This is a genomic window from Erythrobacter sp. K21-9 (assembly GCF_055808355.1).
This window is the reverse complement of record NZ_CM147866.1, coordinates 1,736,988-1,758,964: the sequence shown is the minus strand read 5'-3', so window position 1 is coordinate 1,758,964 and position 21,977 is coordinate 1,736,988. Positions and strand designations below refer to the sequence as shown.

Annotated in this window: 21 protein-coding genes and 2 pseudogenes; 14 read left to right on the top strand and 9 right to left on the bottom strand. The window is 59.9% G+C overall.

Annotation, left to right across the window (positions count from 1 at the left end):
* Positions 1-375 precede the first annotated feature (375 nt).
* The 3 genes and pseudogenes from gshB to rsmI all read right to left on the bottom strand — a co-directional run bounded on the left by gshB (position 376) and on the right by rsmI (position 2,551).
* Positions 376-1,327: pseudogene (gene gshB, locus AC0L39_RS08915) on the bottom strand (glutathione synthase).
* 13 nt (positions 1,328-1,340) lie between these two features.
* Positions 1,341-1,697, bottom strand: a complete 357-nt coding sequence (locus AC0L39_RS08910) for a YraN family protein (protein ID WP_473257228.1) — start codon at positions 1,695-1,697, stop codon at positions 1,341-1,343.
* A complete protein-coding gene (rsmI, locus tag AC0L39_RS08905) occupies positions 1,694-2,551 on the bottom strand; it encodes a 16S rRNA (cytidine(1402)-2'-O)-methyltransferase (protein ID WP_473257226.1) in 858 nt (285 codons plus the stop codon). Before rsmI ends, AC0L39_RS08910 begins: the two co-directional genes overlap by 4 nt.
* Positions 2,552-2,591: 40 nt before the next feature.
* On the opposite strand from rsmI, the gene AC0L39_RS08900 reads away from it, so the two are divergent.
* From AC0L39_RS08900 to AC0L39_RS08890, 3 genes are all read left to right on the top strand, one after another.
* Complete coding sequence (locus AC0L39_RS08900) at positions 2,592-3,788, top strand: penicillin-binding protein activator (RefSeq protein WP_473257225.1); 1,197 nt, start codon at positions 2,592-2,594, stop codon at positions 3,786-3,788.
* A 62-nt stretch (positions 3,789-3,850) separates the two neighbouring features.
* Positions 3,851-5,842, top strand: coding sequence for a DNA topoisomerase IV subunit B (gene parE, locus AC0L39_RS08895; protein WP_473257224.1), 1,992 nt, complete (start codon positions 3,851-3,853; stop codon positions 5,840-5,842).
* Positions 5,835-6,212, top strand: coding sequence for a hypothetical protein (locus tag AC0L39_RS08890; protein WP_473257222.1), 378 nt, complete (start codon positions 5,835-5,837; stop codon positions 6,210-6,212). The genes parE and AC0L39_RS08890 overlap by 8 nt, the downstream gene beginning before the upstream one ends.
* On the opposite strand, the gene AC0L39_RS08885 is transcribed toward AC0L39_RS08890, so the two are convergent.
* On the bottom strand, positions 6,209-7,420 hold the full coding sequence (locus AC0L39_RS08885; RefSeq protein ID WP_473257221.1) for a bifunctional alpha/beta hydrolase/OsmC family protein: 1,212 nt from the start codon (positions 7,418-7,420) through the stop codon (positions 6,209-6,211). The two genes, AC0L39_RS08890 and AC0L39_RS08885, sit on opposite strands and share 4 nt — an antisense overlap.
* Between AC0L39_RS08885 and AC0L39_RS08880 the strand changes: the two genes are divergently transcribed.
* The 4 genes from AC0L39_RS08880 to AC0L39_RS08865 all read left to right on the top strand — a co-directional run bounded on the left by AC0L39_RS08880 (position 7,419) and on the right by AC0L39_RS08865 (position 10,977).
* A complete protein-coding gene (locus AC0L39_RS08880) occupies positions 7,419-8,063 on the top strand; it encodes an RNA polymerase sigma factor (RefSeq protein ID WP_473257219.1) in 645 nt (214 codons plus the stop codon). The genes AC0L39_RS08885 and AC0L39_RS08880 overlap by 2 nt on opposite strands.
* On the top strand, positions 8,060-8,635 hold the full coding sequence (locus tag AC0L39_RS08875) for a hypothetical protein (protein WP_473257217.1): 576 nt from the start codon (positions 8,060-8,062) through the stop codon (positions 8,633-8,635). Before AC0L39_RS08880 ends, AC0L39_RS08875 begins: the two co-directional genes overlap by 4 nt.
* A gap of 45 nt (positions 8,636-8,680) precedes the next feature.
* A complete protein-coding gene (locus AC0L39_RS08870) occupies positions 8,681-10,006 on the top strand; it encodes a serine hydrolase (protein ID WP_473257216.1) in 1,326 nt (441 codons plus the stop codon).
* A gap of 113 nt (positions 10,007-10,119) precedes the next feature.
* Complete coding sequence (locus AC0L39_RS08865; protein WP_473257215.1) at positions 10,120-10,977, top strand: AAA family ATPase; 858 nt, start codon at positions 10,120-10,122, stop codon at positions 10,975-10,977.
* On the opposite strand, the gene AC0L39_RS08860 is transcribed toward AC0L39_RS08865, so the two are convergent.
* From AC0L39_RS08860 to AC0L39_RS08850, 3 genes are all read right to left on the bottom strand, one after another.
* Positions 10,978-12,378, bottom strand: a complete 1,401-nt coding sequence (locus tag AC0L39_RS08860; RefSeq protein ID WP_473257214.1) for a methyl-accepting chemotaxis protein — start codon at positions 12,376-12,378, stop codon at positions 10,978-10,980.
* Between the two features lie 107 nt (positions 12,379-12,485).
* Positions 12,486-13,259, bottom strand: a complete 774-nt coding sequence (locus AC0L39_RS08855; protein WP_473257212.1) for a hypothetical protein — start codon at positions 13,257-13,259, stop codon at positions 12,486-12,488.
* The gene (locus AC0L39_RS08850) at positions 13,222-13,887 is read right to left on the bottom strand and encodes a methyl-accepting chemotaxis protein (protein WP_473257211.1); all 666 of its coding nucleotides are present in this window, start codon (positions 13,885-13,887) and stop codon (positions 13,222-13,224) included. The genes AC0L39_RS08855 and AC0L39_RS08850 overlap by 38 nt, the downstream gene beginning before the upstream one ends.
* A gap of 120 nt (positions 13,888-14,007) precedes the next feature.
* Here AC0L39_RS08850 and AC0L39_RS08845 point away from each other — a divergent pair, with 120 nt between their 5' ends.
* From AC0L39_RS08845 to AC0L39_RS08835, 3 genes are read left to right on the top strand one after another with little or no spacing between them, the layout of a single operon-like run.
* Positions 14,008-15,192 carry a vWA domain-containing protein gene (locus tag AC0L39_RS08845; RefSeq protein ID WP_473257210.1) on the top strand — a complete coding sequence of 395 codons (1,185 nt, stop codon included), beginning with the start codon at positions 14,008-14,010 and terminating at the stop codon, positions 15,190-15,192.
* 55 nt (positions 15,193-15,247) lie between these two features.
* The gene (locus tag AC0L39_RS08840) at positions 15,248-15,673 is read left to right on the top strand and encodes a hypothetical protein (RefSeq protein ID WP_473257209.1); all 426 of its coding nucleotides are present in this window, start codon (positions 15,248-15,250) and stop codon (positions 15,671-15,673) included.
* A gap of 24 nt (positions 15,674-15,697) precedes the next feature.
* Positions 15,698-16,549, top strand: a complete 852-nt coding sequence (locus AC0L39_RS08835; protein ID WP_473257207.1) for a DUF817 domain-containing protein — start codon at positions 15,698-15,700, stop codon at positions 16,547-16,549.
* On the opposite strand, the pseudogene AC0L39_RS08830 reads toward AC0L39_RS08835, so the two are convergent.
* A pseudogene (locus AC0L39_RS08830) lies at positions 16,543-17,746 on the bottom strand (exo-beta-N-acetylmuramidase NamZ family protein). The gene AC0L39_RS08835 and the pseudogene AC0L39_RS08830 overlap by 7 nt on opposite strands.
* On the opposite strand from AC0L39_RS08830, the gene AC0L39_RS08825 reads away from it, so the two are divergent.
* On the top strand, positions 17,663-18,304 hold the full coding sequence (locus AC0L39_RS08825) for a TspO/MBR family protein (protein ID WP_473257205.1): 642 nt from the start codon (positions 17,663-17,665) through the stop codon (positions 18,302-18,304). The pseudogene AC0L39_RS08830 and the gene AC0L39_RS08825 overlap by 84 nt on opposite strands.
* A 12-nt stretch (positions 18,305-18,316) precedes the next feature.
* Here the strand turns inward: AC0L39_RS08825 and AC0L39_RS08820 are convergent, their stop codons facing one another.
* Complete coding sequence (locus tag AC0L39_RS08820; protein WP_473257203.1) at positions 18,317-18,835, bottom strand: DOMON domain-containing protein; 519 nt, start codon at positions 18,833-18,835, stop codon at positions 18,317-18,319.
* A gap of 77 nt (positions 18,836-18,912) precedes the next feature.
* Here AC0L39_RS08820 and tyrS point away from each other — a divergent pair, with 77 nt between their 5' ends.
* The 3 genes from tyrS to AC0L39_RS08805 all read left to right on the top strand — a co-directional run bounded on the left by tyrS (position 18,913) and on the right by AC0L39_RS08805 (position 21,976).
* Positions 18,913-20,145 carry a tyrosine--tRNA ligase gene (gene tyrS / locus AC0L39_RS08815; protein WP_473257201.1) on the top strand — a complete coding sequence of 411 codons (1,233 nt, stop codon included), beginning with the start codon at positions 18,913-18,915 and terminating at the stop codon, positions 20,143-20,145.
* Between the two features lie 96 nt (positions 20,146-20,241).
* Complete coding sequence (locus AC0L39_RS08810) at positions 20,242-20,580, top strand: PilZ domain-containing protein (protein WP_473257200.1); 339 nt, start codon at positions 20,242-20,244, stop codon at positions 20,578-20,580.
* Between the two features lie 166 nt (positions 20,581-20,746).
* A complete protein-coding gene (locus AC0L39_RS08805) occupies positions 20,747-21,976 on the top strand; it encodes an MFS transporter (protein ID WP_473262331.1) in 1,230 nt (409 codons plus the stop codon).
* The last annotated feature ends 1 nt before the right edge of the window (position 21,977 follow it).

Genomic DNA, 21,977 nt, shown 5'->3' with positions numbered 1-21,977 from the left:
CACAGATAATTTGTTCATCGGTTTCACAACCAAGATACTCGATCGTCCCTGTCAGGCACGTAGACTTCTGATTTTGCCACTGCTGGAGGATAAGCGACGCCATTTCATCTGATGACCGGATCGAAAGCCCCTGATCTCCGTGCCTTGAAGAGTATAGGTTCGAAGTCCCACTCAATCGACCGCAAACGTGGACCGTTTGTCCTTCAAAGCTTGCGGGTTCTTGGAAGATTAGCGCTTGGGCTCTGGTCGTTGGAATCGCGGTGCAACTACATAAAGCTAAGCACAGAAGACACACGACCGCCACCTTGTGCCTAAAAGCTTGAGTGACACAGAACTTAAGCGGGTCCACCGAGTAATCGAAGGCAACGCGAGACTTCACCCCAACCGCCGTTCGATCGCGTCCCAGATCATCCCCGCGGTATCGGTCCCGTTGAACTTGTCGATCGCCACTATCCCTGTTGGTGAGGTCACGTTGATTTCGGTCAGCCACTTGCCTCCGATCACATCGATGCCGACGAAGGTCAGGCCGAGTCGCTTCAGTTCCGGGCCCATCGCCTCGCAGATTTCTCGCTCTCGGGTCGTCAGCTCGGTCGCCTCGGCGCTGCCGCCCATGGCGAGGTTCGAGCGGAATTCGCCCTTGCCCGGTATGCGATTGATCGCGCCGGCCACCTCACCGTCGATCAGGACGATGCGTTTGTCGCCCTCGGCCACTTCGGGGAGGAAGGGTTGCACCATGTGCGGCTCGGGCCAGGTCTGGTTGAACACCTCAAACAATGCCGTGAGATTGTCGCCGCTTTCAGGAATGCGGAAGATCGCCTTGCCGCCATTGCCGTGGATCGGTTTGACCACCACCGCGCCATGCTCGGCCATGAAACGCTTCACTTCATCTGGTGAGCGCGTGACCAAGGTTGGCGGCATGAAGCGGCGGTAATCGAGCACCATGACCTTTTCGGGCGCATTGCGGACATTGGCGGGGTCGTTGACCACCAAAGTCTGGTCCTGAATACGCTCGAGCATGTGCGTCGCAGTGATATAGCCCATGTGGAACGGCGGATCCTGCCGCATCAGCACCACGTCGATATCCTTGCCGAGATCGAGCCGCTGCACCTCGCCCTTTTCGACGTGATCTCCCTCGACGCGCTGGAGCTTCAACGGATAGCACTCGGCAAACAGACGGTCGTCTGCATCAAGCGTCAGGCTTTCGACGTGATACTCGTACACCGAATATCCGCGTTCCTGCGCCGCCAGCATCAGCGCAAAGGACGAGATCCCCGGCGATGTTGATGTCTTCAATGGGGTCCATCTGGACCGCGACGCGCAGGCTCATGCGGAAAATCCTCTCAGGGTTGGAACGCGTTAGTGATGTGGCGCGGACGGGTACCGGGTGCAAGCAGGATCACGTCGATGCGCAGGTCGTCGCCCGGATCGGCGTAATCATAGGCCGCAATTTCCGCAGCCGCTGCCACCCGTGTCAGGCGCCGCTCATCAATCGCATCCGCGAGGTCGCTCGCGCGCTTGCGCCATTTTACTTCGATAAAGGCGGTGAGGCCGTCCTTGCGTGCAATCAGATCGATTTCTCCCAGCGGCGTCTTCACCCGTTCCGCGAGGATGCGCCAACCCTGCTGGGCGAGCCAATGTGCCGCCTGCGCCTCTCCCTCGCGCCCCCTCCGTTCGGCGATTTCGCGTTTCGCCGTCACTGCGCCTTCAGCTCCACCGCGCGCGCATATAGCGCTTTTCGATCAAGCCCCGTTGCCTTGGCCACCAGACCCGCCGCCTTGCTGGGACTGTGATCGGAGAGCGCCTCGGCCAGCAGGGCGTCGGGATCCTGGTCGGCGGCGCCTTCGACCGGCGGACCGATCAGCAGGACGATTTCTCCTTTTGGCGGATGCGCCGCGTAATGCTCGGCCAGGTCTGCAGCCGATCCGTTGCGGCATTCCTCGTGAAGCTTGGTGAGCTCGCGGGCGACCGCGACCTCTCGCAGCGGCCAGATGTCGGCGATAGCGCGCAGACTGCGCTCCAGACGCGGTCCTGTTTCGTAGAAGATCAGCGTCGCAGCCACCGCGCTCAATTCGGCGAGCACGTCGCCGCGCGCTTTCTCCTTTACCGGCAGGAATCCTGCGAAAAGGAAGCGGTCATTGGGCAGGCCTGCGAGCGTCAATCCGGTAATGGCAGCGCATGCTCCGGGAATGCTCGTGACTGCTACTCCCGCCTCGCGGGCATCGCGAACCAGTCTGTAGCCCGGATCGGAGACCAAGGGCGTGCCCGCATCGCTCACCAATGCGACCGGCTGCGCGCGCGCCATGTCGATCAGCGCCTCCCGCTGCCGGTCAGAGGCATGGTCGTCATATCGCTGCATCCGGGTGGAAACGCCGCAATGTTTCAGGAGCTTACCCGTCACCCGCGTATCCTCGCAGGCGATCACTTCAGACCGGCGCAATACGTCGACCGCACGCACCGTTATATCGCCAAGATTGCCAATCGGCGTGGCTACAATATAAAGCCCGGCTTCCAGAGGTTCACTAAGGGCTGATTCAGGTTGTGGCGTCTTCATGAGAGGCCATCCATGAAGCAGCGATCAGGGGTCGGCAAGAATGAAGCTTACGCACGCAACACTTTCGAGCGCTATCGGACGTGTATTTTCAAAACGCGCTCTTGTCGTGGCAGGCAGCGCGGCCCTGCTCAGCGGGTGTGCGCTCATTCCCAAGACTGATACGGCAACGACCGGCCCCGATGTCGGCCCATCGCCGGAACCCAGCGCGACCGCCTTGCCCACAGATGCGACGCGTCACCGTGTCGCGCTGCTCGTACCGATGTCGGGCAATACGGCGGCCGTCGGCCAGTCGCTCGCCAATGCGACGACCATGGCGCTGCTCGATACGAATGCAAACAACATCCGCATAACGACCTACGATACCTCGCGCGGCGCAGCCGCCATGGCGCGGCAGGCGATTGCGGATGGCAACAAGCTGATCCTCGGCCCGCTATTGGCTCAAAATGTGCCCGACGTGCGCTCCGCCGCTGGCCCGGCGAACGTCCCTTCAATTGCCTTTTCTAACGATGTGACCGTGGCAAGTTCCGATGTGTTCGTTATGGGCCACGTTCCCGAACAATCGATCCGCCGCACCGTCCAGTTTGCCCGCGACCGGGGATCGAATAATTTTGCAGCGCTGGTGCCCGAGGGTGATTACGGCCAGCGCTCTTTCGAAGCATTGAACAATGCGCTTGGCGATTACGGCGGCAATCTCGTCGGATCGGCGCGGTATGCGCGCGGTAACACCTCGATCGTCAGCGCGGCGCAGCGCCTGCGGCAGGCAGGCGGATATGACACGGTGTTGATTGGCGACGGCGCGCGCCTTGCCGTGCTTGCAGCAGATGAGCTGAAAAGCGACGGTGCAAGCGGCACGAGACTGCTCGGCACGGAGCTGTGGAGCGGCGAATCCATCCTCACCCGCTCGAGCGGGATCAACGGGGCGCTGTTCTCGGCAGTCTCCGATGGCCGTTACAGGCGCTTTGCCGAAAGTTATGAAGCGCGTTTCGGGACCAAGCCTTACCGGATTGCCACGCTTGGCTACGATGCCGTGCTGCTGACCTTGCGCGTGGCTCGCGATTGGCGCGTTGGCCGGAATTTCCCGAAAAGCGAGCTGTATGATCGCGGCGGGTTCCTTGGGGTCGACGGTGCATTCCGGTTTGGACGAGACGGGGTTGCGGAACGCACTCTCGAAGTGCGCGAGGTTCGTGGTAACAATGTTGTGGCCGTGGATGCGGCGCCAAGCAGCTTCGGTAATTAAAGCGGCGCAAAACATCACCCGGCGCGCTTGTTAGCGAGCGCCCGGCGCGCCATATCAGGTCCATGTCCGATGACCTGTTTGAAAACACGCCGACTTCGAGCGGCGATTACGACTCCTCATCCATCGAAGTGCTCGAGGGGCTGGAGCCGGTGCGCCGCCGCCCGGGCATGTATATCGGCGGGACAGACGACCGCGCATTACACCACCTCGCCGCCGAGGTTCTCGATAATTCGATGGACGAGGCCGTTGCAGGCCATGCAAATCGGATCGAGGTGCGCCTTGAGGAAGGCAACCGCCTGACCATCTCGGACAACGGCCGCGGCATCCCGGTTGACGAACATCCGAAGTTTCCCGGCAAGTCGACGCTTGAGGTGATCCTCTCCACCCTTCATTCGGGCGGCAAATTCTCTGGCAAGGCCTATGCTACCAGTGGCGGCTTGCACGGGGTCGGGGTGAGCGTTGTTAACGCCTTGTCCTCGCACACCCGAGTCGAGGTGGCGCGCGACAAGCAACTTTACGCGCAGGAATTTGCCAAGGGTCAGACGCTTGGCAAGATCGAGGAAATCGGCGCGGCGCCCAATCGGCGCGGCACGCAGGTCAGCTTCACTCCCGATACCGAGATCTTTGGCGACAGACAGTTCAAACCACACCGGCTGTTCAAGCTTGCTCGGTCGAAAGCTTACCTGTTCGCAGGCGTTGAAATCCGCTGGAAATGCGCCGAGAGCCTCGCCAGCGAAGACGTGCCCGCAGAAGCCACGTTCAAGTTTCCCGGCGGCCTCGCCGACCATCTTGCAGAGCAGATCGGCGCGCGCGAATGCGTGACCGCGCAGCCTTTTACCGGCAATCAGGACTTCCCTGCAAACGGCGATGGCCAGTCGCTCGGCAAGGTTGAATGGGCGGTGGCATGGCCGCTATATTCCGATGGCTCGACCAGTTGGTATTGTAACACTGTGCCCACCCCCGATGGCGGCACGCACGAGCAGGGGCTCCGCGCCGCGCTGACCAAGGGACTGCGCGCCTTTGGTGAATTGACCGGCACGAAGAAGGCCAAGGACATTACCGCCGACGATGTCATGACCGGCGGCGAAGTGATGCTCTCGGTCTTTATCCGCGATCCGCAATTCCAGTCACAAACGAAGGACCGGCTGACATCGCCCGAAGCTTCTCGCCTGGTCGAGAATGCGGTGCGCGATCACTTTGACCATTTCGTCACCGATAATATGGAGCGCGGCAAGGCGCTGCTCGGCGAAGTGATGGAGCGCATGGACGAGCGGCTCAAGCGCAAGCAGGAGCGCGAAATCAAGCGCAAGACCGCCACCAATGCCAAGAAATTGCGCCTGCCTGGCAAGCTGACCGATTGTTCGGGCGAGACCGATGCTGAGACCGAACTCTTCATTGTCGAAGGCGATTCCGCAGGCGGAAGCGCCAAACAGGCGCGTAATCGCAAGACACAGGCGATCCTTCCAATCCGGGGCAAGATCCTGAACGTCGCCAGCGCGACTGCCGACAAGATCCGCGCCAACTCCGAAATCGCAGACCTCGGCCTCGCGCTGGGATGTGGGACTCGCAAGGACTGCGATGCGGAAAACCTGCGCTACGACCGCGTGATCATCATGACCGATGCGGACGTCGATGGCGCGCACATTGCGACGCTGCTGATGACCTTCTTCTTTCAGGAAATGCCAGACATCGTGCGCAAGGGACACCTGTTCCTTGCGCAGCCGCCGCTATACCGACTGACTGCCGGCAAGGAGAGTCGCTACGCCCGCGACGACGAGCACCGGGCCGAGCTCGAAGAAACGGTGTTCAAGGGCAAGAAGGTCGACGTAGGACGCTTCAAAGGCCTCGGTGAAATGAACCCGCAGCAGCTGCGCGAAACCACAATGAACCCGGATACGCGTTCACTTATTCGCATCACCCTGCCGCCTGAATTCGAAGACCGCGCTGCGGTGAAGGAGCTCGTCGACCAGCTGATGGGCCGCAATCCGGAACACCGTTTCAATTTCATCCAGAACCGCGCGGGCGAGATGGACCGCGACATGATCGATGCCTGATCACGAAAAGCCGCATTATCCCGACCCGCGTGAGGAAGACATCATGGCCGGCGACCGGCGTATCTCGCGGCCCGACAGTTCGCTGCCCGATTGGGAGGTGCCTGACACCGCCTATCGCCCCATCCCCATCGTCTGGTTCACCGGAGCCCTTGTTGTCCAGATGGTGGCCGTATTTGCAATCTTCATCCTCTTGCTGAACCAGCACGGTGCGATCACCATCGCCCTATCAGCGCTTGCATCGGGAATGATCGGAGCGTGGACTTGGGATCGCGGGATGAAGGATGCGGGCCTCGGGTGGAAAGTCGCCACCATAGCGATCCTCACCGTGACCTTTCTGCTGGTTTGTGCAGGCTCGCTCGACCGGCTCTAACTCTCGGTATGAATATGCAGGTGGCCTTCCAGCGTCTTGTGGACGGGGCATTTGTCGGCGATTTCGATGATCTTTGCGCGCTGCTCTTCGGTCAGGTTGTCGCCCAATACCTCAATCGCGCGGTTAAGTGCTTGAGCGGGCATTCCCTCTTCTTCCGCTGACAGGACATGCCCGCAATCCTCGGCATGGTTGCGTTCATGCGTGAGGTGGATGCGCGCGCCTTCGAACGGCCATTCCTTTCGGTCGGAATACATCTTCATCGTCATCGCGGTGCAGGTGCCAAGTGCCGCAAGCAGCAGGTCGTAAGGCGTGGGTCCGGTATCGTCGCCGCCATAGCTTTTCGGCTCGTCGGCAACGAAGCGATGCGTGGCAGTATGCACCTCCGTGCCGAATTTGCCGTGCCCGGTCTGCACGACGACGCCTTCTTCGGGCATTGGCCAGTCTTTACGCAGCGGGAGATATCGGTGCGCCCAACTCGCGATCATGCTCGCTGCAAACTCTGCATCGGCAGGGTCAGTGAGCAGGTGATCCGCGCCGGCAAGGCTGACGAAGCTCTTGGGGTGATAAGCCGCCTGGAACAGTGCGCTAGCATGCTCGACCCCGACAATCGCGTCGCTTGGCGAATGGAGCGCGAGATAGGGCAGCCGCAAGTCCTTGACGAGCGCCAGAAGATCGACCGAGCGGGTCTTGTCGAGAAACTCCCCGCTCAGCTTGAAGGGCCGCCCGCCGATGGTCACCTCACCCTCGCCGTCGCGCTCGATGGCGTCGAGGTCGCCTGAGATATTGTGCAGAACATGCGGCACATCCGAAGGTGCGCCGACCGTGGCGATGGCTGCAACCTTCTCGCCGCCCAGTTGCGATGCCGCAGCCAGAACGGCCGCGCCGCCAAGGCTGTGGCCGACCAAGAGCAATTTGCGCTCGAACCGTTCGAACAGGTGCTCGGCAGCGGAGATCAGGTCCTCGATGTCGGTGGCGAAACCGGCCTTGCCAAAATCGCCTTCGCTGCCGCCCAATCCAGTGAAATCGAACCGAAGGCACGCAATGCCCTCTTGAGCCAGCGCGCGCGACACGCTCACCGCCGCGCGGCTCTGCTTCGTGCAGGTGAAGCAATGCGCAAACACCGCCGCCCCGCGAACAAGCCCGGTCGGCATTTCCAGCGATCCGGACAGGGTCTGGCCGCTTTGGGTCGGGATAGTCAGCGATTGCATGGGCATAGGCGTCCTCCTGGCCCCTTTATTCGCGAAAGGGTCCGTCTCGGCTACACGCTATCGAGAAATTTTTTCAGACCGCTGTAAGAAGTTTCCCTGGACCCGGACTAAAGAGGGCATGACCAAGCGAGAAGAGCAACTCTACCGGGAAGCTGGCGAGCAATTTGCCCCAGCCATTGCCCGTCTGGCCCGGGCCATAGAGCGCGACGCGGAAAAAGCGCGCGATCTCGAACAGGAAATGCACTGCGCAATATGGACCAGCCTTGCGAGGTTCGATGGTAAATGTGCGCTCAAAACATGGGTGTACCGGGTCGCGCACAACGTAGCGGCCGACCACATCGCCAGATCGGTACGCGGCCCCAAAAAAGTACCTCTCGAAGCGATCGACGCGCTACCCGCAGCAGGCAATACAGAGCGCGAGGCTGCAGAAGCGCACGTCCTATCCCAGGTCGCCGAACTGATCCGCCAGCTTCCACCCCTCGATGCGCAAACAATCGTCCTTTGGCTTGAGGGAGAAAGCGGTGCGGATATCTCCGAGATCACCGGCCTCTCACCCGGCGCAGTCAGTGTCCGCATACATCGCATCAAGACGCTTCTGGCCGAACATTTCGAACAACCGACAATGCAAGGAGCTCCCGCATGAGCACCGTCCCCTTCCCCCAATGGTGCGACGCTGCACGCGGTGCCGCTTTCACACCGCCAACCGACTGCGCATCGCGCGCCGAAACGTTCGAACGCCGCATCAGACGCCGCAACATCATCGAATATCTCGCCTGTGCATTTGTGGCTGTGCTCTTCGGCGCATCGACTGTCGCCGCAATGGTCAAGGGCGAAACCCTTATCGCCGCCGCCTTGGCCGCGATCGTGGTCGGCACCGGCTTGGTCATGTGGAACCTTTACCAGCGCGCCAGCAATCTCGTTCGCCGACCGGAAGAAGCATGTCTCGATCACCTGCGCCGGCAATATGCGCAGCAATACAAAGCGCTGCGATCCATCCCGAAATGGTACCTCGCCCCGCTGATACCCGGGATCGCAATGTTCTACGCCGTGGTTACCGTAAAAGTGGCGGAAAACGCCGGGTGGGAGCGTGCTCTCGAGGGAATTGCCGGACCGCTCGCATTCACAATCGCGGTATTCGCTCTCGTCGGCGCAGCGAATTGGTGGGCAGCGCGCATCCTTAAGCGTAAGCTTGATGCACTGAACGCGCTGGCCTGAAATCTCGATCAACGTTAGTTTCAAACAATGGATGGAGGAAATTTGATGAGGAAACCCGCTCGGCTGTTTGCCGTCCTCGCCGTTCTGGCACTCGCCCCGCTTACGCCCGCAATGGCGCAGGATGATGCTCCCTCGCAAACCGATGCACCGCTGGAGCAAACCGCAATTGAAATGCGCGCGGGTCAGATCGTGCAGCTTCTCAATGGCCAGCTTGACGAACAACCGGGTGAAGTGTTCACCGACACCTTTCTTGCGGCGGTACCGACCGAGCAGCTCAAGAATATCTCTCAGCAGCTCACCGGACAGTTCGGCGCGGCGCTGAGCGTGGAAAGCGTAACTCCGCGAGATGGCGCGCGCAGCGAGCTCAAGATCAGGATGGAACGAGCGATTGCCTCCGGAGGTATCGCCATCGATCAGGCCGACGGCAACCGGATTGCGGAACTGCTGTTCCAGAGCTTCGAACCGGTCAATGACAGCCCGGAAGCAATCCGCGCAGAACTCGAAGCTTTACCCGGAGCGACCAATGCATTGTTCGCACGTCTTGGACCCGGTGGCACGGGTTCTCCGGTCTTCGCTCACAATGCCGATGATGCGCTGGCGCTGGGATCGACGTTCAAGCTCTATGTCCTTTCAGCTCTTGCCCAATCCGTAAGTGAGGGAACGCGCTCATGGGATCAGGTTGTTTCGCTGACTGAAAAATCCTTTCCCAGCGGCAGATTGCAGGACTGGCCCAGCGGCGCACCGATTACGCTTCAAACGCTCGCAACCATGATGATTTCGATCAGCGACAACACCGCGACCGACCAATTGATTGCCGAGCTGGGCCGCGAGAAGGTCGAAGCGGAACTGATAGCAAGCGGCAATAGCGATCCATCGAGGACGATCCCCCTGCTAAAGACCCGCGAGCTGTTCGCGATCCGCGGCGTCTCGGATGAGATGATCGAAACCTATCGCTCAGCCGATGATGCGGAGCAGCGTGCGTTTCTGGCAGATCTCACCGAGGACGATGTCTCCAAGGAGAAGGTGCAGGCTACATTCGGAACGGAAACTCCCGGTGCGATCGATGTCGAGTGGTTTGCCTCGCCGAATGATCTGTCGGGATTGCTCGGCAGGCTTGCTTCACTGGACGACCCGTCAGCGCGCAAAGTGATGGCTGTCTCTCCGCAGCTCACCGGGTCGCAGGCAGAGGCATGGGATTACATCGGTTTCAAGGGCGGGTCGGAACCTGGGGTGCTCAACCTCACATGGCTGCTGCGCGACAAGGACGGCGCGTACTGGATTGCGAGCGTGGGCTGGAACAATCCGGATGCGAAAGTTGAAATGTCGATGTTGTTCCCGATGGCCCAGCGAATCCTTGCGCTTCCGCGCTAGGCCGCCCTCTCGAAACCGCTAGCTGATCGCGCGCGCCTCTTGCGCGCCGCTGCGCAGCCCCTTATCGCGGCGCAGCAATTCAGTTTCGAATACGGACCAATCGAAGGGACACCATGACCGACCAGCAGCGTTTCGAGGGTACAAGCGATTACATCGCGACCGACGATCTCAAGGTAGCGGTGAACGCCGCCGTCACCCTACGCCGTCCCCTTTTGGTCAAAGGTGAGCCGGGGACCGGCAAGACCGTGCTTGCGCACGAGATTTCAAAGGCCATCAATGCTCCTCTGATCGAATGGAACGTCAAATCAACGACGAAGGCCCAGCAGGGTCTTTATGAATATGACGCGGTTGCGCGACTTCGCGACGGCCAGCTTGGAGAAGAGCGTGTCCACGACATTCGCAACTACATCAAGAAGGGTAAGCTTTGGGAGGCGTTTACTTCGAAAGAGCTTCCCGTCCTGCTGATCGACGAGATCGACAAGGCCGATATCGAGTTTCCGAACGACCTGCTGCAGGAACTCGACCGGATGAGCTTCGACGTTTACGAAACGCAGGAGCGGATCGAAGCGAAGGAACGCCCTATCGTCGTCATTACGTCGAACAATGAAAAAGAGCTTCCTGACGCATTCCTGCGCCGCTGCTTCTTCCACTACATCAAGTTTCCGGACCGGGACACGATGCAGTCGATCATCGATGTGCACTATCCGGGGATCCAGAAGACGCTCGTGAAAAAGGCGATGGATATCTTCTACGAGCTGCGCGATGTGCCCGGCCTGAAGAAGAAGCCGTCGACCAGCGAATTGCTCGATTGGCTAAAGCTGCTGCTGAACGAGGACATGCCGCTCGAAGTGCTTCAGGATGCCAACCCGAATAGCGCGATCCCGCCGATGCACGGCGCACTGCTCAAGAACGAGCAGGACGTGATGCTGTTCGAACGGCTCGCTTTCATGGCCCGCCGCAATCCTACCTGATCAGTCTAAGCTATACGCCAGTTCGAAATCGCCCCAGCGGCGGCCATTGATGGTAACAGGGATGTAGACGTTACGCACGACACGGTAAGTCGTGCCATCACCTTCCTGCCGATAGACTGCCATCATGTACGGCGCCCCGCTGTTCTTGGCCTTGTGATCGATCGGCTCAAGCAGGATGCGGCCATTGCGGCAATATTCGGTATCGTGAGCGACATCGCCCGTTGGCGCGCGGGATTTCGCGCTCAGGTGGGTGGGTAGATAGCCGTTGATATCGGTGCAGGCGACCGCGATGATCATTGGGTCGCTTGCTTCGGTTTCGTCCAGGAATTGCTGCCAGTTGTCGTCGGCCCACTCGAACAGCTGCGTGCGATATAATTGCGGGTTTGTCCCGGCGATTTCCTGATAATCGGTATCGAACACGGCCGCTTCGGTCAGCGTGCCGTTCTCTATTGCGTTCTCGGTGTGCTGAACGATGCTCGCTGCAATAGCCTGCGCCTTTTCGACCATGACGCTGTCCTGCGGTGACAGGCCTGCCTGGACGATGCGGTCGAACATCTCGCTCGCGGTCAGTTCCAGATCCTCCATACGGCCATGAGCGCCCTGGAGCTGGTCCTCATTGGTCCGCGCCGCCTGGTCGAATTTGACAAGCACGTCCTGGACTGCACCAACATGGTTGCTGATCGTACCGGTCGAGCGCGCGATGACATCGTTCTGCTTGTCGACTTCCCCGACCAGTTCACCGACGCTCGAGATGGTTTTTTCGATCTGCGCGACGGAGGCTTTGGCCTCGCTGCTCGCCTTCGAGCCGGCCTCGATCCGTTCGATGACTTCGCTCGCTTCGCCGCCAAGCGCTTCGACGGTTTGCGAGATTTCCTCGGTCGCCTTGCGCGTGTCATTCGCAAGACTCTTCACTTCGCTTGCAACAACCGCGAATGTCCGGCCCGCATCGCCTGCCCGCATCGCCTCGATTGTGGCGTTCAGCGCGAGAATGTTGGTGGTCTCGGCAATGTCGTCGATGTCCTGCGCGCTACGGCGCACCTGCTCCATTGCGGCGGAGAAACTGGTCACATGCTGACCGAGCGTATCGACCAGGTCGAGCAGCTCGTTGATCTGGCCGAGCGAGGACTGGATAAGCGCCGTCCCTTCACCCAGGCGCTCGATCGCGCGTTCGGACAACAAACGGGCTTCCTCGCTGGCTTGGGCGACCTTCTCCTGATCCAATTCAAGTGCTTCAACCGTACCGCGCAGCGCTTCGTGTTCGGAGCGAAGCGTTTCCGACGATTTTATGACCGCTTCGACGATGCCTGCGACATCGGTGCAACCTACAGTGACAGCACCGCAACTTTCAGGAATTTGATCGAGGGCGCTAGCTGTCGCCTGCTCGATTTTGTTGGTTTTCATCTGGCGCGAACCCTTATGTTCTTGTTCTGCGGGCATTAGTAAAAAATGATGCTTTGCAAAGTGTAAAGGTCGGAAGGTTTTTCAATCGGTTGGGCGGAAAACGAAGGTTAGTCCGACACATATGCCAATTCGAAATCGCCCCAGCGCCTCCCATCCACCGTAAGCGGAACGTAGACCTTGCGCATGACCACCTCGTCCGAACCGTCGTCGGTCCGGCGGTAGACTGACATCGTGTAATCCGCATCGGATTGCTTTGCCGGGCGAGCAGCGGTGCCAAGGATGATCTGGCCATTCCGGCAATATGCAGCGTCATGCTCGAACTCGCCGGTGGGCGTCTGCGAGCGTATGGTAAGGTGCGTCGGCAAAAAGCCATTGACGTCGGTAAACGCAACACCCGTGATCAGCGGATCGGAAGCCATGATCCGGTCAAGGGCCGGGCGCCAGTTAAGGTCCGCCCAATCGGTCAGCTTGTTTCGATAGCGAACGGGATTGCTACCCGGTATTTCTTCGTAATCTGTGTCGAAGAAGTGGTCTGTGGTCAGCGCTCCTCCTTCGAGCGCAGCCTTTACCGCGTCTACCGCCTCATCTCGGTGGGTCATTGCTGTCTGAGCCATCCGTTGATCGTCGGGCGAAAGGCCAGAGTGAACGAGACGGTCGAACATGATGCTCGCCGTGAGTTCCAGATCCATCATGCGTCCTTGCACGTCGTCCAGCTTGGTCTCGTTTTGCCGGCTCGCTTCGTTGAAGCCCTCCAGCGCGCCGCGCACGGAATCGACGTGATCGCTGATCATGAATGTCGATCGTGCAATCTGGTCGTTCTGCTGGTCGACTTGCTCCACCAGCTTACCGACATTCCCGATCGTGCTTTCGATCTTGGCCACGGACTCTTTGGCTTCGCCGCTTGCATGCGAACCTTCCTCGATCCGGCTCGATGACCATGCTGGCTTCTTCATCGAGCGCTTCGACCGTTTCGGCGATCTCCTTCGTCGCGTTTCTCGTGTCGTTGGCAAGCCCTTTGACCTCGCCCGCCACTACTGCGAAGGTCCTGCCCGCATCGCCCGCGCGCATCGCCTCGATTGTGGCATTCAGCGCGAGAATGTTGGTCGTTTCCGCAATATCGCTGATGTCATTCGCGCTCCGGCGCACTTGCTCCATCGCTGCTGAAAAGCCGGTGACGTGCTGGCCCAGAGCATCGACCAATTCGAGCAGCGAATTGATTTGGCCCAATGAGGATTCGATGAGAGCCGTGCCCTCGCTCAATTGCGTGATTGCGCGCTCCGACAAAAGCCGCGCCTCGTCGCTGGCGTCTGAAACCTTTTTCTGGTCTTTTTCAAGCTCCTGAACTGTCTGCGCGAGATCGGCGTGCTTGTCCCTCAGTTCCTTGGACGAATGGCTGACGCTTTCAACGATTCCAGCGGCAGCGGAGCACGCGAGCGCAACCTTCCCGCAGCTATCGGGAATTTCCTCAAGAGCCTTCGCTCCGTCGGTAGCGATGGAGATTTCCTGCATGTGTCAGCAACCCGCTCTTTCGATTGGGGGAAAGCTATGGCAGCACGGTGAACATGTTCTTAAGCCACCGCCGCTTTCTTGGGCTGGCATCTCGCGTGATTGCGAGCTAGGTCCACATTCATGTTTTTCAACTTCATGGACGAATTGCGCGAAGCTGGAATCGGCGCAAGCTTCAAGGAGCACCTCACGCTGCTGGAGGCGCTAGACAAGGACGTGATCGAACAGACGCCAGAGGCGTTCTATTACCTGAGCCGTGCGACATTCGTTAAGGACGAAGGACTGCTCGACCGTTTCGACCAGGTGTTCCAAAAGGTCTTCAAGGGCGTGATGACCGATTACGGGCAGAACCCGGTAGATATTCCCGAAGACTGGCTCAAGAACGTCGCCGAGAAGTTCCTCTCCGAAGAGGAAATGGCCGAGATCGAGAAACTCGGCAGCTGGGACGAGATCATGGAGACCCTGAAAGAGCGTCTGGCCGAACAGGAAAAGCGCCACGAAGGCGGCAACAAGTGGATCGGCACCGGCGGGACGTCGCCCTTCGGCAATTCAGGTTACAATCCCGAGGGTGTACGGATTGGCGGCGAAAGCAAGCACAAGCGCGCGGTCAAGGTCTGGGAAAAGCGCGAGTTCAAGAACCTCGACAATACGAAAGAGCTTGGCGCGCGCAATATCAAAATGGCGCTGCGCCGCCTGCGTCGTTTCGCCCGCGAAGGCGCTGCGGACGAGCTTGACCTCGACGCCACGATCGAGGGCACGGCCAAGCAGGGCTGGCTCGACATCCATATGCGACCAGAGCGGCACAATGCTGTGAAATTGCTTCTATTTCTCGACGTAGGCGGTTCGATGGATCCGTTCATCAAGCTGTGCGAGGAGCTGTTCAGCGCGGCCAACGCGGAGTTCAAGAACCTTGAGTTCTTCTATTTCCACAACTGTCTTTACGAAGGCGTTTGGAAGGATAACAAGCGTCGCTGGCAGGAACGCACGAAAGTGTGGGACGTGCTCCACAAGTATGGGCACGATTACAAGGTGATCTTCGTCGGCGATGCGGCGATGAGCCCGTACGAAATTACCCATCCGGGCGGCAGCGTCGAACACATGAACGAAGAAGCCGGCGCGGTTTGGATGCAGCGTGTGACCAACACGTATCCAGCGACCGTCTGGCTGAACCCGGTTCCGGAAAAACAGTGGGGCTATTCGCAGTCGACCAAGATGATGAAGGAACTGGTCGGCGACCGCATGTATCCGCTGACACTTGAAGGCCTTGAAGAGGCAACGCGCGAGCTCAGCCGGAAGCAGGGGCACTGAGAAGACAGGCTGGGTTCAGAGCCGGGTGCTATGAACGGAGACAAGGAGACAGTGAATGCGAATTGTGATCCTTCCCCTTGCAGCACTCACGCTCATCGCTGCCGACGATCCGGGCATGCGAGAGCTTCCGCTGGACCATTCCGCCTATTCTGAGCCCGCCGAAAAATGGAAGGACATCGAGGCGGCTGCAACGCATGGTGTTCTGAACGGCAATCAGAGTGACCGACTGCAAGACCTGCGGGAAGAAACCTGCCGCGACCGGATCACCCATGCCCGCGAGGCAGTCGGTCTCCCGCCATTGATGCAGCGCCAACCGGCGTATCCTGACAAGCCGCTTGCAATCTATGCCGTGGACCGCAGGCAGGACGGCTGCTCAGTCATGGTAATGATGGGTAATTCAAGCGACATTCGCCCGCTCCCCGCGCGCCCGGAAGGTCCGATTGCCATAATACCGGCGACAACCGGCGATCAGGCCGAATAGGGCCTCAAGCACCGCGCCGTACTTTTGCACCGTCCGAATTCCGGCCATTCACGCTTTCAGCGTTACCGCGAGCGCCTTGAAGCGTTCGACCCCGGCACCGGTTGGCGGCTGTGGCTGTACGAATTCTTTCTGTTCGGTTTCAAGCAAGCCTGGGCCTGCCTCTTCGGCGGGCTGCTGCTCATCCTTCTGCTGGCCACCCACTTGTTCTACCCGGAAGACGCGCCGCTTCACCGTTACGATTTTCTAACGCTGGCCGCGATCGGCATTCAGGTCGGCATGATCCTGCTAAAATTGGAAACTTGGGCAGAGGCGCGCGTGATCCTGATCTTCCACGTCGTCGGCACTGTCATGGAGCTGTTCAAGACCGCCGTGGGATCATGGACCTATCCCGAGGCCAGCGTGCTGCATATCGGGGCCGTGCCGCTGTTCTCGGGCTTCATGTATGCCGCCGTAGGCAGCTACATCGCGCGGGTCTGGCGCATATTCGATTTCCGCTTCAGCCACTACCCGGCGCGCTGGGCGACATGGCTGCTAGCGGTCGCTGTCTACGTGAACTTCTTCGCGCATCACTGGACGGTGGACATCCGCTGGGGCCTGTTTGCCGTCACCGCCCTGCTCTTCTGGCGAACGAAAGTGCATTTCCGCAATTGGCGCGCGCATCGCTGGATGCCGCTGCTCGTCGGCTTCGGCCTTGTCGCATTGTTCATCTGGTTCGCAGAGAATATCGCGACCTTCGCCAATGCCTGGAACTATCCGGGACAGGAGGCGGGCTGGGAGATGGTGAGCATCGCCAAATATGGCAGCTGGTATCTTCTGATGCTGATCAGCTTCGTGCTGGTCGAACTCGTCCAGCCTGCGCGCAAGCCCGATCAATAGAGCAGATGCCCGCGGACCTGCGCGATCCATGCAGCTTCGTCGTTCGATGCGAGCGCATCGAGATCGTCCGGCCCAGCGTCCGGATTGTCGACCCACTCACGCAAGGACGGCCCGCCATTGATAACGTCGATGGCGAGGACATCGTCGGTATATTCGTATTTGAAGTCGGTGCCGCGCCAGATTGGGTAGCCCGGATATAGGCTACGGATCGCCTTGAATGCGAGAGCCTGCAAACGCCACGGCTTGAAGGCATCGTGATCGTAATGCGGACCTTCTGCGTGAATCATCAGGGCGTTACACAGGGTTCCTGTGTGCTTGTGAAAGGTCGGTTCGAACCAGCAATCGCGCAGCGCGCAGCCATTGAGCCATTCGGGCGCAATTGAGCGCATTTCGGCCAGCACAGCCTTTGCATCGATATCGGGAGCGCCGAACAGCACTTCGAGCGGGCGGGTCGTCCCCCTGCCCTCGCTCACCGTCGCGCCCTCGATCATTACGGTACCGGCATAGGCGCGCGCCATGTTCACGCTTGCAGCATTGGGAGAGGGATTGATCCAGACCCGGTCCTCCGGCCAGCCATATCCGGGACTTTCGGGTTCCCACCCCTCCATCGCGACCACGCGGTAATCGACGTCGAGATCGAAATGATCGATGAACCAGTGCCCCATCTCTCCCAGCGTCAGGCCGTGGCGCATCGGCATGGGGGCCGCGCCGACGAAGCTCTCATTACCCGGCACCAGCATTGTCCCTTCGACAGGCCGGCCCGCTGGATTGGGCCGGTCGAGCACCCAGATCTGCTTGCCGTGTTTCGCTGCCTCTTCAAGCAGATAGAGCAGTGTCGTGACAAAGGTATAGATCCGGCATCCGAGGTCCTGGAGGTCGAACAGGAACACTTCGGCGCTCGACATCATCTGTCCGGTCGGACGGCGCACTTGCCCATAAAGCGAGAAAATGGGGATGCCGTAATGTGGATCGGTTTCGTCGTACCGTCTCGACCATATTGTCTTGTTTGTCCCCCTTCAGCCCATGCTGCGGGCCAAACGCGCTGGTGACGTTGACCCCGGCTGCGATCAGCGCATCGAGACTGTGGGTCAGGTCCTCGGTCACGCTGGCAGGATGCGCGACGAGAGCGACGCGCTTACCCTCCAGTTCCGAGAGCAATTGCGGGTCGGCGAGCAGGCGGTCGATTCCAAACTTCATGCGCGGTGGTTGGAACACCCGCCAATCAAACGCAATGGTGTTTGCATCGGTATGCGACTATGGCTGCGCATCATGGAATGGACCCCCGCAATTATCGCAGGCCTTTGGGCAGTCATCCTTGGCGGCGCTGGCGGCGCGCTGACCGAAATCGGCGAATGGTATCGGGGTCTCAACAAACCAAGCTGGCAGCCGCCCGATTGGGCGTTTGGCCCGGCGTGGACGCTGATCCTCGGTTTGTCCGGTTGGAGCTTTTACCTTGGCTGGGTCAATGCACCGACGATTGCCGACCGAAATATCGTGCTTGCTCTGTTCGCCGCGAACTTCGTTCTGCATCTCGCGTGGTCGCCGCTGTTCTTCAAGATCAAGCGGCCCGACTGGGCGTTGTTCGAAAACGTGTTTCTGTGGCTTTCGGTGCTGTCGCTCTGCGTGATCCTGCCGCAATATTCGCAGCTGGCTGGCTGGCTGAACGCGCCGTATCTAGCGTGGGTCAGCTTCGCGATGGTGCTCAACTGGAAGATCGTGCAGCTCAATTCGCCCTTTGGCAAAGCCACCGCCTAGCAAAGGCCCTACCTAAGCGCGTTCAACAATCATCTGGCGGCAGGCCTCGGAGTGAAATTCCGGCTTGCCCGGCGGAAAGGCGAGTGCCCAGAATTGCAGATCGCCGCCCTCGTGCTCGACGATGGCATTGAGCGCGACCTGCGCGGGATCGGGCAATTCGGCGGCAATGCTTGCCTTCAGAACCAGTCCGCGCTCATCGTGCGAACACGCGAGGCTGATTGCAGCCACCGGCGCATCGCGCATTCCTTCGCGGAAACTGTCGAAATCGTACGCGGCCCACTTGCCTGAAGGCGAAAGATTGAATTCGCGGTAGGAGGCGCCGCCGATCGGTTGCCAGAAAATCTCGAAGCACGTGGTCTTCCACAGATCGTCCATCCGCTCCGGTTCGGCAGGCCGTGGAAGGACAATGGCATCTGCGCGCCCTTCGAGCCGGAATTCAGCCTCGCATCCCGCTTCGGTCGGAGTGATCGAAGCGGTCACTGCCCGTATCGGGCCAAGATCGCAGGTCTGGTGGAGCATGAGAGCGTTCATCGCCTCCCTATTGCGGAGCGGCTGCGCGCGGGCAAGCACTTCCCCCGCCCCTTCCCCGCTGTTAAGCGCCTTCTCCCATGAGCGAGAATTACGAATCCGATCTGCTGCGCCTGCTCGATGAGCGGGGTTATATTCACCAGGTGACTGATCCCGGCGCGCTTGACCAGCTCGCGGCGAAACAGGTCGTGCCGGGATATATCGGGTTCGATGCGACCGCGCCGAGCCTGCATGTCGGCAGCCTCGTCCAGATCATGATGCTGCGCCGGCTTCAACAATCCGGGCACAAGCCGATTGTCGTGATGGGCGGCGGGACGACGAAGGTCGGCGATCCGTCGGGCAAGGACGAAAGCCGCAAGCTGCTGACATCCGAGGTGATCGACGACAACATCGCATCGATCCGCAGCGTTTTCGAAAAGCTGCTGAAATTCGGCGACGGGCCGACCGATGCGGTGATGGTCAACAATGACGAATGGCTTTCGGAGCTTGGTTATGTCGAGCTGCTGCGCGATGTCGGGCCGCACTTCACGATAAACCGGATGCTGACCTTCGACTCGGTTCGTCTGCGCCTCGACCGTGAGCAGCCGCTGACATTCCTCGAATTCAATTACATGATCCTGCAAGCCTATGATTTTCTTGAGCTTGCGCGCCGCTATGATTGCCGCCTGCAAATGGGCGGCAGCGACCAATGGGGCAATATCGTCAACGGGATGGAACTGGGCCGGCGGATGGAAGGTCACGAGCTGTTCGGCCTGACCACGCCGCTGCTCACCACCGCTGACGGCGCGAAAATGGGCAAGACCGCGGCAGGTGCGGTGTGGCTCAACGAAAACCAGCTGCCCGCATACGATTTCTGGCAGTATTGGCGCAATTGCGATGATCGCGATGTGGGCCGGTTCCTGCGCCTGTTTACCGACCTGCCGCTAGGCGAGATTGCCCGCCTCGAAGCGCTTGAAGGCGCAGGGATCAACGACGCCAAGGTCGTCCTCGCCAATGAAGTTACGAAGCTGGTTCGCGGCGAAGATGCCGCCAGAGCTGCCGAAGCGACGGCGCACGAAACCTTCGCAGGCGGCGGTGCGGGCGAAGATTTGCCGACATTGGCGGTGGGCGTTGATGGAATGCGCGTTGGCGCAGTGCTGACCGAGCTGGGCTTCACAGCGTCCAATGGTGAGGCCAAGCGCAAGCTGGCCGAAGGCGCTGTAAAGCTGGACGGTGAGACGATCAGCGATCCTGGATACCTGATCGCGCCTGCTGAAGGCGATGCTCTCAAGCTCAGCCTGGGCAAGAAAAAGCACGGGATCGTCACGCTTTAGCGGCAACCGTAGCCTGCCATTATGCGGCAATTTACCAATTATCAGCCTTTGCGGTGCACTAGGGTGAAAGTCGATAATAATGGAGGTCGTGCAATCGTGTCAGCGGGAGCAAATTTAAGCGTCACCGATATGCGCCGCGCGGCGCGTCACCCGGTCGATTTCCCGGTGATCGTGGAGCATTTCGCCCACGGCGATCTGAACCTGCACGTCAGTAATATTTCGGCTCACGGCTTCATGGTCGATGATGCGGAAAAGCTGGAGCGCGGCGACCGCGTGATCATCCGCCTGCCTATCGTCGACCGGATCGAAGCCTATGTCATCTGGACCCGCGACAACCGCGCCGGTTTCCAGTTCGAGCGGATCATTCGTCTCGACGATTTCGTGGCCATCATTGACACCTTGCAGCCCAACCCGCGTCTGCGGCGCAATCGCTGACCCACTTCGCCCGGTAAAGCGGGGTCTTGTGCGGAGATAGTTTAGCTGGCTTGGCAGGCATCGCGCCACCTGTCATGGCGCGTGTGTGACCGAACCCAGCACTGATCCTTCGACACATCCGTTCCGGATCCATAACTTCCGCTATTATTGGCTGAGCCGGTTGGCGATGACGCTGGCACAATATGCCATGCTGCTCATCATCGGTTGGCAGACCTACAACATTGCGCGCGACGCAGGCATGACCATTGCCGAGGCGTCTGGACAGCTTGCCCTGATCGGTCTGCTGCAATTCCTTCCGCTGTTCGTGCTCACCCCGTTTTCCGGACTTGCGGCTGACCGTTTCGACCGGCGCTCGCTAGGCCGTCTGACCGTGTTCCTGCAACTCGTCTGCGCAGCCGTTCTCTGCTGGGCGACATGGACCGGTTCTATCTCCATTCCGATCCTGTCCGGCATTGCCGTTCTGCTGGGCGTGGCACGCGGATTTGCAGGCCCTGCCCTGTCCGCGCTTGCGCCCAACCTCGTGCCCAAGCCGATCCTGCCCACCGCCATCGCACTGTCCTCGATTTCCTGGCAAGTGGGAATGATCGGAGGACCCGCGCTGGGCGGCTATCTCTATTCGATAGAGCCCGCCCTTCCCTATGCCGTCGCGACCGTTCTTTTCGCCGTTTCGATGGTCGCTCTCACCCTGATCGGAAAGGTGCCGCAGCCTGCGGTACGCAAGGACCAGCGTCCCATCGGCGCGATCGTCGACGGGATGCGGTATGTCGTGCGCAACAAGATGGTGCTCGGCGCAATCACGCTCGATTTGTTTGCGGTGTTTCTCGCCGGGGCAACCGCGCTGTTTCCGGTTTATGCCCGCGATATCCTCGAGGTTGGTGAGACTGGCCTCAGCCAGCTCGCGATGGCCCCCGCAATCGGAGCCGCGCTCACCGCCTTGTGGTTCTCCTTTCGCCCGATCAAAAGCAATGTCGGGCCGAAGATGCTTTGGGCGGTCGCGATATTCGGCGTGGCGACCATTGTGTTCGGGCTCTCGAAATCCATGCCGCTCAGCCTCGCAATGCTGCTTATCGTAGGCGCAGCGGACATGTTCAGCGTGTATATCCGTCAGTCACTGATCCAGCTTCACACGCCGGACGACAAGCGCGGACGCGTTTCGTCGGTAAGCCTGCTCACCATCAGTGCCTCGAACGAGGGCGGCGATTTCTTCTCTGGCGCGCTCGCCTTCCTGATCGGCCCGGTTGCCGCTGTTGTTGCAGGAGGGATCGGTGCGATTGTGACCGTGGGGCTATGGAGCCGGGTATTCCCGGTGCTGCGGACCACAAAGACCTTCGATCCGCCGGACAATTTGTTAGAAGACGATCAGAAACCAGAAAAAACCAATCCCCAGGAGGCCTGAC